Annotated in this window: 14 protein-coding genes; 3 read left to right on the top strand and 11 right to left on the bottom strand. The window is 71.0% G+C overall.

Annotated features, from left to right (window positions below; genetic code table 11):
* The 5 genes from BKE38_RS01290 to BKE38_RS01310 form a co-directional block, all read right to left on the bottom strand.
* Positions 1-1,916, bottom strand: a 1,916-nt coding sequence (locus BKE38_RS01290; protein WP_076955568.1) for an AsmA family protein, incomplete at its 3' end; no start/stop codon positions are given.
* Between the two features lie 59 nt (positions 1,917-1,975).
* On the bottom strand, positions 1,976-3,277 hold the full coding sequence (locus tag BKE38_RS01295) for a TRAP transporter large permease (protein ID WP_076955569.1): 1,302 nt from the start codon (positions 3,275-3,277) through the stop codon (positions 1,976-1,978).
* 6 nt (positions 3,278-3,283) lie between these two features.
* A complete protein-coding gene (locus BKE38_RS01300) occupies positions 3,284-3,790 on the bottom strand; it encodes a TRAP transporter small permease (protein WP_165694088.1) in 507 nt (168 codons plus the stop codon).
* Positions 3,791-3,833: 43 nt separating this feature from the next.
* Complete coding sequence (locus BKE38_RS01305; RefSeq protein WP_076955571.1) at positions 3,834-4,820, bottom strand: TRAP transporter substrate-binding protein; 987 nt, start codon at positions 4,818-4,820, stop codon at positions 3,834-3,836.
* 208 nt (positions 4,821-5,028) lie between these two features.
* Positions 5,029-5,622: a TetR/AcrR family transcriptional regulator gene (locus BKE38_RS01310; RefSeq protein ID WP_076955572.1), complete on the bottom strand. Its 594-nt coding sequence runs from the start codon at positions 5,620-5,622 to the stop codon at positions 5,029-5,031.
* Positions 5,623-5,752: 130 nt separating this feature from the next.
* Between BKE38_RS01310 and BKE38_RS01315 the strand changes: the two genes are divergently transcribed.
* Complete coding sequence (locus tag BKE38_RS01315; protein WP_076955573.1) at positions 5,753-6,259, top strand: DUF1993 domain-containing protein; 507 nt, start codon at positions 5,753-5,755, stop codon at positions 6,257-6,259.
* 120 nt (positions 6,260-6,379) lie between these two features.
* The gene (locus tag BKE38_RS01320; RefSeq protein ID WP_076955574.1) at positions 6,380-7,663 is read left to right on the top strand and encodes an MFS transporter; all 1,284 of its coding nucleotides are present in this window, start codon (positions 6,380-6,382) and stop codon (positions 7,661-7,663) included.
* Positions 7,664-7,666: 3 nt separating this feature from the next.
* On the opposite strand, the gene BKE38_RS01325 is transcribed toward BKE38_RS01320, so the two are convergent.
* Entirely contained in the window at positions 7,667-9,244 is a 1,578-nt protein-coding gene (locus BKE38_RS01325; protein WP_076955575.1) for an ABC transporter substrate-binding protein, read from the bottom strand.
* Between the two features lie 311 nt (positions 9,245-9,555).
* Here BKE38_RS01325 and BKE38_RS01330 point away from each other — a divergent pair, with 311 nt between their 5' ends.
* Positions 9,556-10,764 carry a Bcr/CflA family multidrug efflux MFS transporter gene (locus BKE38_RS01330; protein WP_076955576.1) on the top strand — a complete coding sequence of 403 codons (1,209 nt, stop codon included), beginning with the start codon at positions 9,556-9,558 and terminating at the stop codon, positions 10,762-10,764.
* A gap of 3 nt (positions 10,765-10,767) precedes the next feature.
* On the opposite strand, the gene BKE38_RS01335 is transcribed toward BKE38_RS01330, so the two are convergent.
* Genes BKE38_RS01335 through BKE38_RS01355 form a run of 5 tightly spaced genes read right to left on the bottom strand, consistent with a single transcriptional unit; the run spans position 10,768 to position 14,981 of the window.
* Complete coding sequence (locus BKE38_RS01335) at positions 10,768-11,523, bottom strand: substrate-binding periplasmic protein (protein WP_083747223.1); 756 nt, start codon at positions 11,521-11,523, stop codon at positions 10,768-10,770.
* The gene (locus BKE38_RS01340) at positions 11,523-13,076 is read right to left on the bottom strand and encodes a SpoIIE family protein phosphatase (protein ID WP_207553455.1); all 1,554 of its coding nucleotides are present in this window, start codon (positions 13,074-13,076) and stop codon (positions 11,523-11,525) included. Before BKE38_RS01340 ends, BKE38_RS01335 begins: the two co-directional genes overlap by 1 nt.
* Positions 13,077-13,081: 5 nt before the next feature.
* Positions 13,082-14,038 (bottom strand): GGDEF domain-containing protein, encoded by a 957-nt coding sequence (locus BKE38_RS01345; protein ID WP_083747225.1) that lies wholly within the window; start codon positions 14,036-14,038, stop codon positions 13,082-13,084.
* On the bottom strand, positions 14,035-14,421 hold the full coding sequence (locus BKE38_RS01350; protein WP_076955577.1) for a DUF1987 domain-containing protein: 387 nt from the start codon (positions 14,419-14,421) through the stop codon (positions 14,035-14,037). Before BKE38_RS01350 ends, BKE38_RS01345 begins: the two co-directional genes overlap by 4 nt.
* A gap of 14 nt (positions 14,422-14,435) precedes the next feature.
* On the bottom strand, positions 14,436-14,981 hold the full coding sequence (locus BKE38_RS01355; RefSeq protein WP_076955578.1) for a SiaB family protein kinase: 546 nt from the start codon (positions 14,979-14,981) through the stop codon (positions 14,436-14,438).
* Between the last annotated feature and the right edge of the window lie 193 nt (positions 14,982-15,174).

Consider the following 15,174-nt stretch of genomic DNA (forward strand, 5'->3'; position numbering starts at 1 on the left):
AGCCCCTGCCTGAACCGGCCGCGCGGCCGGTTCAGGCAGGGGCTGCGCCGGGCGAAGGGCTGCAGCTCGGCCAGCAGCGGCGCGATCTCGTCGGCCGCCGCGATCATCGCCCGGCCGCTCGAGGACAGCTGGGCGGGGGCGATGTCCGGATCGGCGAAGCGGCCGCTCAGCCGGATCGGCACGTCGAGGGCGAAGCTGCTGGTCGTGGCGCTCTCGCTGGCGACCAGGACGTCCATCCAGCGGCGCGACAGGTCGAAGCGGCCCTGGCCATAGAGGGTGCCCTGGTCGGTGCGGATGCGCAGCGGCGCCACCTGCCCCTCGGCCCCGCGCAGGTCGATGACGGCGACCAGGCAGCGCAGCGGCACCATGCCCGGCGCCCGGCGCAGCAGCCCGCGCAGGTCGGTGGACGCCGCCTCGATCACCGCGCGCTCGATGCTGCCGGCGCGCATGGCGATCACCGCCGAGGCCTGCGCCGCATGCCAGGCGGCGTTCAGGGTCGCGCCCTGCCCGGTCACCGCGGCATGGCCGTCGAGGCGGCCCTGCAGCGGCAGGGCGCCGAGGCCCAGCGTGCGGCCGAGCACCTGCACCTCCAGCCCGGTCGCGTCGATCCGTCCGCTGACCGCGCCGCCCGCCCCGTCCTCGGTCGCAGGTCGCCCCTCGATGGCGCCCTCGCCGCGCAGCGACCCGCCCTGCCAGCCGATGGCCAGCTCCGGCACGGCGATGCGGCCGGCGCTCTGGCTGAGGCGCAGCTTCGCCTCGGCGGCGCGCAGCCCGGCATAGACCAGCTGCCTCGCGCCGATCGTCAGCTCCAGCAGCGTCCCCGGCGCCGGGTCGACGGCCAGCGGAAGATCGGCATGGCCGGGCGGGGCGTCGCGCCCGGCCAGCAGGGCGTTGAGGTCGAGCCGGTCGAAGCCGAGCTCGAGCGCAAGCTGGTCGGGCTGGCGCGGCCCGCCCTCGCGCAGACGGATGCGGCCTTCGGTCAGGGTCGAGCCACCCAGCGCGCCGCGCGCCTCGGCCAGCTCCCATTGCCGGTCGTGCCGGGTCAGCACGCCCTCCAGCCGCAGCGGCATGGCCCAGGGGCTGGGCTTCTGCAGCATGGCCAGCAGCGCGCCGGGATCCGGGGCGGCCAGGGTCAGCTTGCCGGTCGCCTCGTCGACCGCCACGGGATCGGCGAAGCGGCCGTCGAAGTCGAGCCGGGTCTCGCCGGAGCGGAAGCCGAGCCTGGCCGGAAACGGCCGGCGGGTGTCGCGCAGATCGGCGAAGCTGCCCAGCGCCGCGTCGAGCGCGAGCGGCACGCCCTGATAGGTGCCGGCGGCGGTCAGCCGGGCGGGCGCCGCCTCGTCGCCGGCCTCCAGCGCCGCCTGGTCGAGGCCGATGGCGATGCGCTTGCCTTCCAGCGTGTTGATGGCGAGGCTGCCGCCGGCCAGCCGCAGGCCGAGCAGCGTGGGGAAGCCCCTGCGCGACTCCTCGGGATGCGGCGCGGCGCGCGGGCCTGCGCCAAAGCGCCAGTTGGCCTGGTCCCCGGGGCCGTGCTCGAGCAGCAGATCGGCGCCCTCCAGCGTCAGGTCGCGCAGCCGCAGCGGCCCGGAGAGGATCGAGAAGACGTCGAGGGAGGCGGTGGCGCCGGCCAGGCGCAGCATCTCCGGCCGGCTGCCGCCCGGCAGGTTGGCGACGGAGAGACCCTCGAGCCGCAGCGCCATCCAGCGGCCGGGCTCCACCCGCAGGGAGGCGATGGCGACGTCGCGCCCCAGCCGCGCCTGCAGCCGCGCCGCGGCGAAGCCGCCGAGCTCCAGCCGCGGCAGGGCCAGCACGGCGCCGGCCAGCAGCAGGACCGCCAGCAGCGCGACGCCGGCCAGGACACGCGGCAGGCGGCGCCGCCGCGGTGGCGGGGCTTGCGGGATCAGGGTCAGCGACATGCGATGAAGGTAGAGGCTGGGGGCGTCGCTGTCGCCCCCAGCCGGCCGCGCCGCGGAAACTAGCGGCTGAGCAGCACGTCCGGCAGCCAGGTGACGATCACCGGGAACAGGGTGATCAGCGCGACCGTGACGACCAGCATCAGGAAGAAGGGCAAGGACGCCTTGGCGACGTCGGTCTGTTCTCGTCCTGTCATGGTCTGCATGACGAAGAGGTTGAAGCCGACCGGCGGCGTGATCTCGGCGATCTCGACCAGCAGCACGATGAAGATGCCGAACCAGATCAGGTCGAAGCCGGCGGCCTGCACCATGGGGACGACGATGGAGGTGGTCAGCACGATCATTGAGGTGCCGTCCAGCGCCGTGCCCAGGATGACATAGACCACGGTCAGCATGGCGATCAGCCCGTAGGGGCCGAGGTTCAGCGCCGCCACCGCCTCGGCCAGCGCCGCCGGGATGCCGGTCAGCGCCATGGCCTTGGTCAGATAGGCGGCGCCCGCCAGGATGAACATGATCATGCAGGACAGCCGGGTGGCGCCCTTCAGGCTCTCCAGGAAGCTCTCCCAGGTCAGGCAGCGGGTGACCGCGGCGAGAGCCAGGCTGCCGAGCACGCCGAAGGCCGCCGCCTCGGTGGCCGTCGCCCAGCCGACGAACATGGTGCCGATGACGGCGATGATCAGCAGCGCGCAGGGGATCAGCTGCGCCGACTGGCGGAGCTTGTCCATCAGCGGCATGCGCGGCTCCATCGGCGGCTGCTTGTCCGGGTTCAGCTTGGCCCAGACGGCGATGTAGAGGCTGAACAGCAGCATCACCAGGAGGCCCGGCAGGCAGCCGGCCAGGAAGACGCGGACGATCGAGACCTCGGCCGCCACCGCATAGACCACCATGATGATCGAAGGCGGGATCATGATGCCGAGCGTGCCGGAGGTGGCGAGGCTGCCGATGGCGACATCCTCGTCATAGCCGCGCCGCTTCAGCTCCGGCAGCGCGATCTTCGACACCGTGGCGCAGGTGGCCGCCGAGGAGCCCGACACCGATCCGAAGATGCCACACGCGAGAATATTGACGTGCAGCAGGCGGCCGGGGATGCGGCGCACCCAGGGGGCCAGGCCGTTGAACAGCTCTTCCGACAGCTTGGTGCGGAACAGGATCTCGCCCATCCAGACGAACATCGGCAGGGCGGCCAGCGTCCAGGAGCCGGTGGCCTCCCAGAAGGCGCTGGCGAGATAGGTGCCGGGCTGCGGATGGACGAAGCTGACCGCGACGAAGCCGACGACCGCCAGGCTCATGCCGATCCAAAGGCCGCCCGCCAGCAGCAGGCCGAGCAGCAGCAGCAGCAGGCCCGAAAGTTCCAGCAGATCCATGGCGCCCTACACCTCGGCCGAGAAATCGCCGCGCGCCGCCCGTTCCTCGGCCGCCAGCACATAGTTGGGGCGGTTGCCCCGGAGCACCGTCACCAGCTCGTCCAGCACGGCGATCAGCAGGATGCCGGCGCCGAGCGGCATGGCGAGCTTCGGGATCCACAAGGGGACCGCCAGCGCCCCCTGCGCCACATCCTCGATCTCGTAGGAGAAGAGCACGTCGTCCATCGTCCAGAAGACGCAATAGGCGACGCCGGCCGTGGCCAGCGTCAGGGCGAAGATCTCGACCAGCCGCCGCGCCTTCGGCCCCAGCGTCTCGATGAACAGGCCGACGCGGATCAGCTCGCCGCGGCGGAAGGTATGGGCGAGGGCGAAGAAGGTGGTGGAGACGCAGAGATAGGCGCTGATGTCGTCGGCGGCAGGAAACTGCCGGTCGAGCTCGCGCAGCGCCACCTGCGCCATCATGACCAGGAAGATCGAGAGGAGGGAGAGCGCGGCCAGACCCGCGCTCGCCACGTAAAGGGCATCCAGCCCGCGACGGAGCATGCGGCGCCCGCGCTCAGCCGGCCCGATAGGCGTCGATGAGCTTCTTGCCGTCCTCGCCGGTGCGGCTGACCCATTCGTCGGTCATGGTGGCGCTGATCTTCTGCAGACCCTGCTTCAGCGCCTCGCTCGGCTGCAGCACCTGGATGCCGCGGGCGGCGAGCGTGTCCTGCGCCTCCTTCTCGGCGGCGCGGGCCATCTCCAGGCCGCGCGCCTGGGCCTTGACCGCCGCCTCCCGCACCGCCGCCTGCTGCGCCGCCGGCAGCGCCTCGAAGGCGCGGCGACTGACGAAGATCAGGTTGTTGGTGTAGGTGAAGTTCACCGGCGTGTAGACCTTGCAATAGTCCCAGGCCTGGGTGTCGACGCCGGTGGCGGCGCTGGTGACCATGCCGTTGATCACGCCGGTGGCGAAGGCCTGCGGCACTTCCGAGGCCTGCACCAGCGTCGGCGAGGCCTGGATCAGCGTCGCGAAGCGGTTGGTCATAGCGTTGAAGGTGCGGAAGCGGCTGCCCTTCAGCGCCTCCAGATTGGCGATCGGCGCGTTGGAATAGAAGCCGCCCGGTGGCCAGGGCACGGTGTAGAGGGTCATCAGCCCGCTGCGCTGGAAGCGGGCCTCGATGAAGGGCCGGGCCAGCACCTGCAGCTTCGCCGCCGCCTCGAAGCTCGGCGCCAGCAGCGGGATGCCGTCCACCTCGAAGAAGGCGTCCTCGTTGCCATAGGCCGAGGACAGGATTTCGCCCAGCTGCACCTGGCCGGACTGCACGCCGCGCTTGATCTGCGGCATCGGCAGCAGCGACTGGTTGGTGTGCAGCTGGATCGCCAGCTCGCCATTGGTCGCCTTCTGGATGTCCTCCACGAAGGCGCGGACGTTCTTGGTGTGGAAATTGGTGTCCTGATAGGGCGTGGCGAACTGCCAGCGCGTGGCGGCGAGGCCTGGACGGGCCAGGCCGCCCGTGGCGGCGAGGCCGGCGGCCATCAGAAGCGAGCGTCGGGTGGGCTGCATGGATCCGGACCCCTCATATCGGTCGATATGTGGAACTATTCCGGGGCTTTGCGGCCGCCACAAGCCGTGAACTGGTCGCATGGCCCGGCTTATGCGGCCAATGCGCAAGTTCTTGCCAAATCTTTAGGCAGGCGGGCCGGCTTCTGCCCGCCCTGCCCCGCCGCCGCTGTTTGATTTCGCGGCCGCAGCATTGCGCCGACGGGCCGAGTCACGCGGCGGCGACAGAGTCCGGCCAGGCCTGCAGGGCGGTCGCGACCACGCGCCGCAGCGCCTCGCGCCCGGCTCCGGACTTGGCCTGCACCGCCATGCCCTGGGCCAGCGCCATCACATAGCGCGCCAGGTCGTCGGGATCGGCGCCGGGCGGCAGCTGCCCGGCGGGGGCCGCGCGCAGCCGCTCGGCCAGCCGGGCCTCCACCGCCCCGCGGCGGCGGGCGAGCTCCTGCCGCACCGGCTCGGAGGCCTCGGAACAGGCCAGCGCGCCGTTGACGCCGAGGCAGCCCGCCGGCGTGTCCTGGCCCGACTGCGCATCGGCGAAGCCATAGAGCAGGCCGGCCACCGCCTCCCGTGCCGGCTCCTGCCGCATCGCCTCGGCCATGAAGCCCATCACATGGCTCTCGTAGCGGTCGAGCGCCTTGCGAAACAGCTCCTCCTTGTTGCCGAAGGCGGCATAGAGGCTGGGCCGCGTGATGCCCATCGCCTCCGTCAGGTCGGACAGCGAGGCGCCTTCATAGCCCTGGCGCCAGAACACCTCGAGCGCCTGGCCCAGCGCCTGGTCGGGGCAAAATTCACGCGGGCGGCCCATGGCGGCGGTCCATCTCCTGCTGCGGCGGCCGGATCACTAGCCATCTTGACGGCCGAGGTCCAGAACCATACCACACGGTACGAAACCGTGCGAGTCCTTTCGCGCGGCTCCTTTTCCAGGACACCGTCCGATGCCGATCCCCTTGCACGCCGCCTCCACCGCGATCTTCCTGCGCGGCCTGACCAACCTTGCCGCCCTGCTGCAGAAGGCCGAGGCGCATGCCGCGGCGCAGGGCCTGGCGCCGGAGGCGCTGATCCAGGCGCGGCTGGCCCCCGACATGCGCGACCTGGCCGGCCAGGTGCAACTGGCCAGCGACGCCGCCAAGGCCGGCGCCGGGCGGCTGGCCGATGTCGCGCGGCCGAGCTTCCCCGATGTCGAGACGAGCTTCGCCGAGTTGCAGGAGCGCATCGCCAGGACCATCGCCTATGTCCAGGGTATCGACCCGGCGGCGACCGAGGCCGGCGCCGACCGCGCCATCACCCTGACCGTCGGCGGCCGCGACTATCATTTCACCGGCGCTGCCTACCTGACCCAGTTCGCCCTGCCGAACTTCTTCTTCCACGTCACCACCGCCTACGACATCCTGCGGGCCCAGGGCGTGGGGCTGGGCAAGCTGGACTATCTCGGCCCCTTCTGAACCTTTGCGCAGCCGCGCCGGATCCAGCCACAGCCGCAGATTTTTCTGTGCTGGCCTGGATCCGGCGCAAACCACGGGCGGCGCGCCGCGTTCCGGCAGGACACCCTTCGGAACCAATCCATGGCCGCGCCGCCCGCCTCCGTCCCGCTCCGCGCGCTGCGCGGGCTGGACGCGCTCAACTTCTTCCTGGCCGATGTGCGGGACGGGCTCGGGCCCTATCTCGCCATCTACCTCGTCGCGGTGCGCGGCCCGGAGGGTGGCTGGGACGAGGCGACCACCGGCCTGGTCATCACCCTGGCCGGGCTGGTCGGGCTGGTGGCGCAGACGCCGGCCGGCGCGCTGATCGACGGCAGCCGCCGCAAGCGCGTCATCGTCATCGCCGCCGCGCTGGCCGTGACGCTGAGCTGCCTGGCCATCCCCTTCCTGCAGAGCTTCTGGGCGGTCGCCGCCAGCCAGTCGCTGGCCGCCATCGCCGGCGCCATCTTCCCGCCGGCCCTGGCCGCCATCACCCTGGGCGTCGTCGGTCCCCGCCTCTTCGCCCGCCGCATCGGCCGCAACGAGGCGTTCAACCATGCCGGCAACGCGGCCTCGGCGGCGCTGGCGGCGGGCGGCGCCATCCTGTTCGGGCCGCTGGTGGTGTTCTGGCTGATGGCGGCGCTGGCCGTGCTGAGCATCGGCGCCATGCTGATGGTGCCGGCGGCCGCCATCGACGACCGCCAGGCGCGCGGCCTGACGCCCGCCGCCGACCATGGCGAGGCGCGGCCGAGCGGCCTGGCCACCCTGCTGGCCGACCGGCCGCTGCTGATCTTCGCCCTGCTGATGGCCGCCTTCCACCTGGCCAATGCCGCCATGCTGCCGAGCCTCGGCCAGCTGCTGGCGCGCGGCATCGGGCAGGAGCATGCGACCTCGCTGATCGCGCTCTGCATCCTGGCGGCGCAGGTGGTCATGGTGCCGGTGGCCCTGGTCGCCGGGGCGAAGGCCGACCGCTGGGGCCGCAAGCCGCTGTTCCTGGCGGCCTTCGGCGTGCTGGCGCTGCGCGGCTTCCTCTACGTCGTCTCCGACAGCCCCTACTGGCTGATGGGCGTGCAGCTGCTGGACGGCATCGGCGCGGGCCTGTTCGGCGCGCTCTTCCCCGTGGTGGTCGCCGACCTGACCCGCGGCACCGGGCGGTTCAACGTGGCCCAGGGCGCCATCGCCACGGCGCAGGGGCTGGGCGCCGCGCTGAGCGCCAGCCTGGCCGGCGGACTGATCGTCGCCGCCGGCTTCGACGCCGCCTTCCTGACGCTCGGCGGCATCGCGGCAGCGGGCTTCGTCGCCTATCTGCTGTTCATGCCGGAAACCCGCCCCGGCAGCATCGCCGCGGGCGGCGAGCCGCCGGCCGCGACCCTGCAGCCGGCGGAATAGCGGTCAGCCCTTCCCGACGCCCCAGAACAGCGGGAAGGGCGCCTGCTTCACGCCTGTGACGTTGCTGCGCCAGGCGGTGTGGCCCAGGAAGAAGCCGGTCGGTATGAAGGTGACGTGGTCCATCCCGGCGCGGTTGACGCCCTCGATGGCCGCCTTCTCGGCGGCCAGGTCGGGGGCCTGGTACCAGTCGGCGATGTGCCGCTCCACCTCGGCGGACTCCGGCCAGCCGAACCATGCCTTGTCGCCGCTCGCGCTGACGCCCTTGTAGGGCGCCGGATTGATGCAATCGACGCCCGAATGCCAGCTGAAGAAAATGCTCCAGCCGCCTTCGGCCACCGGCTTCTTGCTGGTGCGGCGCGAGCCCACCGTGCCCCAGTCGGTCGCGATATAGTCGACATTCATGCCGATGCGGGCGAGCATGTCGGCGGTGACATCGCCCTGCGCCTTGGTGATCGGCACGTCGGTCGCGACCAGCAGGGCGACCTTCTCGCCGTTGTAGCCGGCCTGTTTCAGCATCTCGCGGGCGCGGTCATGGTGGCGCGGGCCCTTCAGCCGCTCGGCGCCGGCCTCGGTGTAGAGCGGCGTGCCCGGCGTGAAGAAGCTCGGCATCGTCTTCCACAGCGCGGTGTCGTCGCCGACGATGGCGCGCATATAGTCTTCCTGGCTGACCGCCAGCTGCAGCGCCTGGCGCACCAGCTTGTTGTCGAATGGCGCCTGCAGGTGGTTCAGCCGCATCGAGCCGACATTGCCCAGCGGGTCGCCGATCGCGACCTTCACGTTGCGGCCGCGGCCGAGCAGCGGCACCAGGTCGGCGATCGGGTTCTCCCACCAATCGACCTCGCCGCTCTGCAGCGCGCTGGCGGCGGTGCCGGGGTCGGGCATGGTCAGCCACTCGACGCGGTCGACCAGCATCCGCTTGCCGCCCGCCAGCCAGTCCGGCGCCTCCTGCCGCGGCTGGTAGCCGGCGAAGCGCTCGAACACCGAGCGGGACCCCGCCACCCACTCGTCGCGCCTAAAGGCCATCGGGCCGGAGCCGACATATTCGGTGATCTGCTTGAACGGATCGGTCCTGGCGATCCGCTCCGGCATGATCACCAGCAGCGGCGTGTTGCTCTTGCCGAGCGCGTAGAGCAGCTTCGGGAACGGCGCCTTCAGCCGGAAGCGGAAGTTGCGGTCGTCCACCGCCTCCAGCGCGTCCAGCTGCGACTGGATCATCTGGCCCATGCCGTCGCGCACCATCCAGCGCTGGATGCTGGTCACCACGTCGCGGCTGCGCACGGGCTCGCCATCATGGAACTTCAGGCCCGGGCGCAGGCGGAAATCCCAGATCCTGCCATCGGCCGAAACCTCATGCCCCTCGACCATCTGCGGCTTCGGCTGCAGGTCGGCGCCGATGCCATAAAGCATGTCGAAGACCAGCAGGCTGGCATTGCGCACCACCAGCTGCGTGCCGGCCACGGCATCCAGGTTCGGCAGGTCGGCCTGCGGGACGAAGCGCAGCACCTTCGAGGACTGGGCGCGGGCGTAGGACGGCGCGGCCAGGGCGGCACCGGCGGCGAGCAGGAGACTGCGGCGTTGCATCACAGGAAAAAGCTCCAAGAGAAGCAAGGCTGGGGGGAAGTATCCCCCCAGGCCCCCCTCTATTTCTGTCCATGGGCGCTGCGGGCACGGTGGGCGCGTCCCGGCCGATACATCGGCCTCCGGGCTGCCGCCGTCACGCCCCTTGCCGGCCATGAAATCCCTGAGCCAGACCGGCTTTGCCCAGCATGTCGGCATTCTCCGCGGCAGGCGGCAGCAGCTGCACTCGTCGGAAGCATCCAGCTGTCGGCATGGCCTTTTTGCAAGGCAGACTCAATTTGTGCGACGCAACATAGGCGTGTCAATTTGAAGGAATGTCGTCGACGACCACGGCGCCCTCCGCCGCTTCCCTCGCTTCCGCGCCGCGGCTGGTGCTGGCGCTCAGCACGCTGATGGCCTTCGGCGCCATGTCCACCGACATGTACCTGCCCGCCATGCCGGCGCTACAGGCTTCCCTGCAGGCCAGCCCGGCGCGCATCCAGCAGACGCTGTCGCTGTTCCTGGTGGGCTTCGCCCTCGCCCAGCTGGTCTGGGGGCCGCTCGGCGACCGCTATGGCCGCCGGCGCCCGATCATGGCCGGCGTCGCCCTGTTCATGGCGGGCTCGATCGGCTGCGCGCTGGCCACCAGCGCCGAGGCCATGCTGGGCTGGCGCCTGCTGCAGGCGGTCGGCGCCTGCGCCGGGCCGGTGCTGGCCCGCGCCATGGTGCGCGACCTCTATGGGCGGGAGCGCGCGGCGCAGATCCTCTCGGTGCTGATGCTGGTGATGGGCGTGGCGCCGCTGGTAGCACCCATCATCGGCGGCCAGCTGCTGGTCTTCTTCTCCTGGCGCAGCATCTTCTGGGTGCTGCTGGGCTTCGGCGCCCTGGCCTTCCTCGCCGCCTGGAGCCTGCAGGAGACGCTGCCGGCCGACCGCCGCGCGCCACTCGGCTTCCGCAACCTGGTCTTCGGCTATCTCGGACTGCTCGGCGACCGGCGCTTCCTCGGCTACGCGCTGACCGGCGGCTGCTTCTATGGCGGCATCTACACCTACCTGGCCGGCTCACCCTTCGCCTATATCGAGTTCCACCAGGTGCCGCCCGAGGCCTATGGCTTCCTCTTCGCGGTCAACATCTGCGGCATGATGGGGCTGAACATGGTCAACAGCCGGCTGGTGCCGCGGCTGGGCACGGACCGGCTGTTCCGCATCGGCCTTCTGCTCGGCGCGGTCTCCGGCGTGGCCCTCGCCCTTTCCGCCCGCTTCGGCTGGCTCGGCCTCTTCGGACTGGCGGCGCCGCTCTTCGTCTATGTCTCGATGCTGGGCTTCATCGTCGCCAATTCGGTGGCGGGCGCGCTCGCCGCCTATCCGCGCAAGGCCGGCCAGGCCTCGGCCCTGCTGGGCACCCTGCATTACGGGCTGGGCGGGCTGTTCAGCGCGCTGCTGGGCCTGCTGGCCGATGGCACGCCCGGGCCGATGGGGCTGCTGATCGGCGCGCTGGGGGTGTCAGGCCTCATCGCCGGCCTGCTGGTCGGATCGGGGAAGTAGCCGTCACCGCGCCGTGGTGTAGCTGGCGACGATGGCGTCGTAGCGGCCGCTGGCGCGCAGCTGCTTCAGCCCTTCGTTGAAATCGGCGCAGAGCGCCGGATCGCGGAAGCCGACGCGGTACTGCGCCGGCTCGAACAGCGGATGCAGCGCCACGGGCTGCCGGGTCTCGGCGCTGTCCGGCAGGGTGCGGTTGAACCAGTTGAAGATGTTGATGTCGCCGACCACGACATCGACCCGGCCGGCGAAGAGCATGGCGTTCTGGGTCTGCTGGTTGGCGGTTTCGGCATAGGCCGGATTGTCGGCCGTCACCGCGTTGAAGGCCGGGCCAAGATAGAGGCGGGCGTTCTGGAAGGCGCGGATGGTCTTGCCGCGCAGGTCGTCCATCGCCTCGATCTTCAGCCCGCGGCTGGCCAGGCTGATGGCGTAGTTGCGGTAGATGACGTGGACGTCGGAGAAGCAGACCCGCAGGCCTGAATCCGCGTTCACGGTCAGCGCCGCATCGCCCGTCCCGCGTTCCAGCTCGACCGGGATGCGGGCGAAGGGCACGTATTGCGGCACCATCTGGTGGCCGCGCAGCGCCAGCGCCTCCTTGACGATGTCGTATTCGACGCCGCGGTTCTCGCGCTCGATGATATAGGGGGGCAGCGAGTTGCCGATCAGCACCCGCACCTCGGCGGCCTGCGCCGCGGGCGCCGTCCAGGCGGCGCCAAGCGCGAGCAGCAGGGTGGAAAGCAGCGACAGGCGGCCACGCAGGCGCATCAGGGGATCTCCGACCCGGGAGCGGCGGCGAGTGGCACGAAGCCGATCGCCGTCATGTCGTCGCGCAGCGGCTCGGCGCCGCGATACCTGGCGAGCGCCTGCTCCAGCCGGTCCATCTGCGCCGTCATCGGCTGCCCCTGCCCGGCGCGCAGCAGCTCGGCCAGGCGCTTGCGCCCCAGCAGCCGGCGTGGGCTGCCGCCCATCTGGTCGCTGACGCCGTCGGTGCACAGATAGAAGGCCATGCCCGGCTCGACCGCGATCTCGACATCGACGAAGGAAGACGGGTCGGGCATGACGCTGCGATAGCCGAGCCCGTGCCGCCCGCCCTTGACCAGCTGCATGGCGCCCGCCGCGTCGCTATGCAGCAGCGGCAGCCCTGCACCGGCGAAGAGCATCGTCCGACGCGGCCGGTCCCAGACGCAGATGGCGCAGTCCAGCCCGTCGTCGCTCTCGGCGCCGCGCCCGTTCTGCCGCAGCCGGCTGCGCACCATGGCATCCAGCGCCGCCAGGATGGCGGCCGGGGAGTCCAGGCCGCGCTCGCTCAGCGCGCGGTCCAGGGCGGCGGCCACCACCAGCGTCATGAAGGCGCCCGGCACGCCATGGCCGGTGCAGTCGACCACCAGCAGCACGCTGCGGCCGCCGCTCTGGTCGACCCAGAAGTAGTCGCCGCCGACGGTGTGCAGCGGCTTCCACAGCGTGGCGATGTCGGCGATGGCCGGCAGCAGCACCCGCTCGTCCGGCAGCATCGAGGCCTGGATGCGCCGGGCATAGTTGATGCTCTCCAGCACCAGCCGGTTGGCGGCGCCCAGCCGCTGATGCGCGGCCTCCAGCTCGGCCAGCAGCTGCTTCGCCTCGTCGCCGCTGCGCAGCCCCTCGACCATGCGGTTGAAGGCGGTGGAGACGGCGCCGATCTCGTCGCCGGCGCCGGGTTCCACCGTGGTCCAGCGCTTGTGCTCGACCTCGCGCATCGCCGCCAGCAGCCGGCGCAGCGGCAGCACGGCGCGGCGCCGCACCGCCGCCTGCAGCGTCAGGGTGAAGACCAGCACCAGCACCAGCACGGCGGCGACGGCGATGACCGCCTGGCGGATGGCGCTGTCCCGCAGCTGCGCGGTGGAGAGCACCAGCTCCAGCCGGCCGACCGGGCGCGGCGCGCTGTCGACGCGCAGCTCGGCGCTGACCCGGATGACATTGGCGTCGCGCTGCTCCGGCCGGCCATGCACCAGCATCGGCTTGCCGGCATCGTCCAGCAGCCGCACCCCGAGGAAGGTGGAATCCAGCGCCAGGCTCTCGACCTGCGGACGGTAGACGCTTTCGTCCAGGTTCCAGACCGGCCGGGCCACGGCGCTGGCGGTCAGCTGCGCCAGCAGCTGGGCGCGTTCCGACTGATCGCGCAGCTGGTCGCTGTAATTGACCCAGGCGATGGTCAGCTGAGTGACCAGCACGACGCCGGCGACGACTGGAAAGACGCGCAGGAACAGCCGCCGCGCCAGCCCGACCTTGACCGACAGCGGCGCCGCAGCCTCAGGCGGGGCGTCAGGCGGCGTCCGCGCCAACACTGTCAGCCGGCCGCCGCCTGGTCGGCCACCGCGCGGCCGCGGCCCTGGTCCTTGGCCTGGTACAGCCCGCGATCGGCGCGGCGCATCAGCTGCTCCAGCGTCTCGCCGGGCGCGCGCGTGGCGAAGCCGATGCTGACCGAGATGCGGATGCTCTGCCCCTGCGCCAGCGGCACCTCCAGGGCAGCGGTGGCGGCGCAGATCCGCTCGGCCACGGCGCGCGCCTCCTCCAGCCCGGTCTCCGGCAGCAGCAGGCCGAATTCCTCGCCGCCCAGACGGCCGAAGACGTCGAAGCCGCGGATCATCTGCTGGCAGCAGCCGGCGAAGGCGCGCAGCGCGGCGTCGCCCGCCTCATGGCCATGCGCGTCGTTCAGCCGCTTGAAGCGGTCGAGGTCGAGGATCGCCAGCGACAGCGCCGCGCCGTTGCGCTGCTGGCGCGCGAACTCCGCCGCCGTCAGGTCGTAGAAATGCCGGCGCGAGCGCGCGCCGGTCAGCGCGTCGGTCTCCAGCATCGAGCGCAGCTCGAGCTCGAGCCGGCCCCTGAGCTCGATCTCGGCGGCCAGCGTCTCGTTCAGCGCCAGCAGGTCGGAGGCCTGCTCGGCCAGCCGCGCCTTGGCCTTCTGCAGGTCGCGCTGCATCCGGTCGGACAGCCGCACCAGCCGCTCCTGCTCGCGGTAGCTCTGGCGATAGGCCTCGGCCAGGTCGCTGACGGTGCCGCCGATGTCGCCGAGCTGCGCCAGCATCAGCGCGGCACTGCGCAGCACCTCTTCCTCCTTGTCGAAGAGGCTGAAGCGGGCGGCTTCGGGCGCCTTGGCCAGGGCCTCGGGGCCGAGGGAGCCTGCGGAGAGACCGCCGGCCGCCAGCTTCGCGACCAGCGCCTCGGACTTGGCATCCAGGGCCGCGTCCAGGCGGGCGCTGTCCAGGCGGGCGCTGCCCAGGCGCGGGCGGCCAGCGGTCTTCATGCGGGGGTCTCGATCATCTCGAAGCGGGCATGGGTGAAGTCGGCGGAGAAATCCTCCCCCGCCTCCTGCAGCGAATCATCGCCTTCCTGGTAGTGCCAGCCGATGGCGACGGCGGCGCCCGCTGCGGCCGCCTCCTCCAGCACCATGAACAGGTTCATCAGCGCCTTGGCGCTGGAGCTGTTGAAGTAGGACAGCGCCACGTCGAAGCGGATCGCGGCCGCGGGCTGCGCCTGGACATGCTGCTTCAGCCCCTGCAGCAGCGGGCCGAAGAAGGCGGCGGCGTCTTCCGGATAGGCCTCGCCCTCCAGCGCGAAGCGCCCTCCGGCAAAGTCGAAATCCACTTTCGGAGAGCGGTCCGTCGCCTCCAGCAGGATGCGGTCCATGGCGGCGGGCGCTTTCAGATATAGGCCTTCAGGCAGAAGAAGCTGAGATCGGCTCCGACGTCCTGAAAATCGAATTCAACGGGGGCGCTGGCACGGCGCACGATCTCGATCAGGCCGATGCTGCCGCCGAGGCTGCCCTCCTCCGGCGGCTCCTTGAGCTTGACGCGGTAATGCGCCTTCAGCTCCTCGGCGTTCATCCCGGCCAGCAGGTCGAGCCGGCCCTGCAGCACGGGCACGTCGCGCCGCAGCACCTCGTTGCCGCAGACCACGAAGAAGCGCCCCTCCTCGATGCCGACGATGATCATCCCGGCGCTGAGCGGCGGCGTCGGCTCCTTGGCGATGCGGTTGGCCGAATAGCGGATGACGTTCTGCGCCTGCTCGACGAAGATCGAGAAGACCCGCTTGGCGATACCGGTATCCGTCTCTTCCTGCTGCATGCGGGCGCGCAGCACCTCGCCGAGCGAGAACATCACCTTCTCGGAGACGAAGCCGCTGAAGGAAAGGATGATCCCATTCTCGCGAATGGCCTGGTGGAAGGCGGTGTACTGCTGAGCGAGCAAGCATCCTCTCCCGCAAAATCGTTGCGGCGTCGACAAGGCTGCCCAGGACGGCGACCTTTCTCGGCAATTTTCGGTGGCAATTATACCGAGGACCGCTCGCTGCGGTAGCTAAAAATTTACCTATTCGCGGGTCTCGCGGCAGGGCTTTCTGCAATTTTGTGATCGAAGCGCCAGCCTGGCAAGCTGCGCGACC

This window comes from Teichococcus deserti (genome assembly GCF_001982615.1).
Taxonomy (GTDB): Bacteria; Pseudomonadota; Alphaproteobacteria; order Acetobacterales; family Acetobacteraceae; genus Pseudoroseomonas; species Pseudoroseomonas deserti.

Bases quoted from the DNA above. Each gene is read 5' to 3' on its own strand.
- BKE38_RS01295 (WP_076955569.1), bottom strand. From the start codon at position 3,277: ATGGATCTGCTGGAACTTTCGGGCCTGCTGCTGCTGCTGCTCGGCCTG.
- BKE38_RS01305 (WP_076955571.1), bottom strand. From the start codon at position 4,820: ATGCAGCCCACCCGACGCTCGCTTCTGATGGCCGCCGGCCTCGCCGCC.
- BKE38_RS01310 (WP_076955572.1), bottom strand. From the start codon at position 5,622: ATGGGCCGCCCGCGTGAATTTTGCCCCGACCAGGCGCTGGGCCAGGCG.
- BKE38_RS01315 (WP_076955573.1), top strand. From the start codon at position 5,753: ATGCCGATCCCCTTGCACGCCGCCTCCACCGCGATCTTCCTGCGCGGC.
- BKE38_RS01320 (WP_076955574.1), top strand. From the start codon at position 6,380: ATGGCCGCGCCGCCCGCCTCCGTCCCGCTCCGCGCGCTGCGCGGGCTG.
- BKE38_RS01325 (WP_076955575.1), bottom strand. From the start codon at position 9,244: ATGCAACGCCGCAGTCTCCTGCTCGCCGCCGGTGCCGCCCTGGCCGCG.
- BKE38_RS01330 (WP_076955576.1), top strand. From the start codon at position 9,556: ATGTCGTCGACGACCACGGCGCCCTCCGCCGCTTCCCTCGCTTCCGCG.
- BKE38_RS01335 (WP_083747223.1), bottom strand. From the start codon at position 11,523: ATGCGCCTGCGTGGCCGCCTGTCGCTGCTTTCCACCCTGCTGCTCGCG.
- BKE38_RS01345 (WP_083747225.1), bottom strand. From the start codon at position 14,038: ATGAAGACCGCTGGCCGCCCGCGCCTGGGCAGCGCCCGCCTGGACAGC.
- BKE38_RS01350 (WP_076955577.1), bottom strand. From the start codon at position 14,421: ATGGACCGCATCCTGCTGGAGGCGACGGACCGCTCTCCGAAAGTGGAT.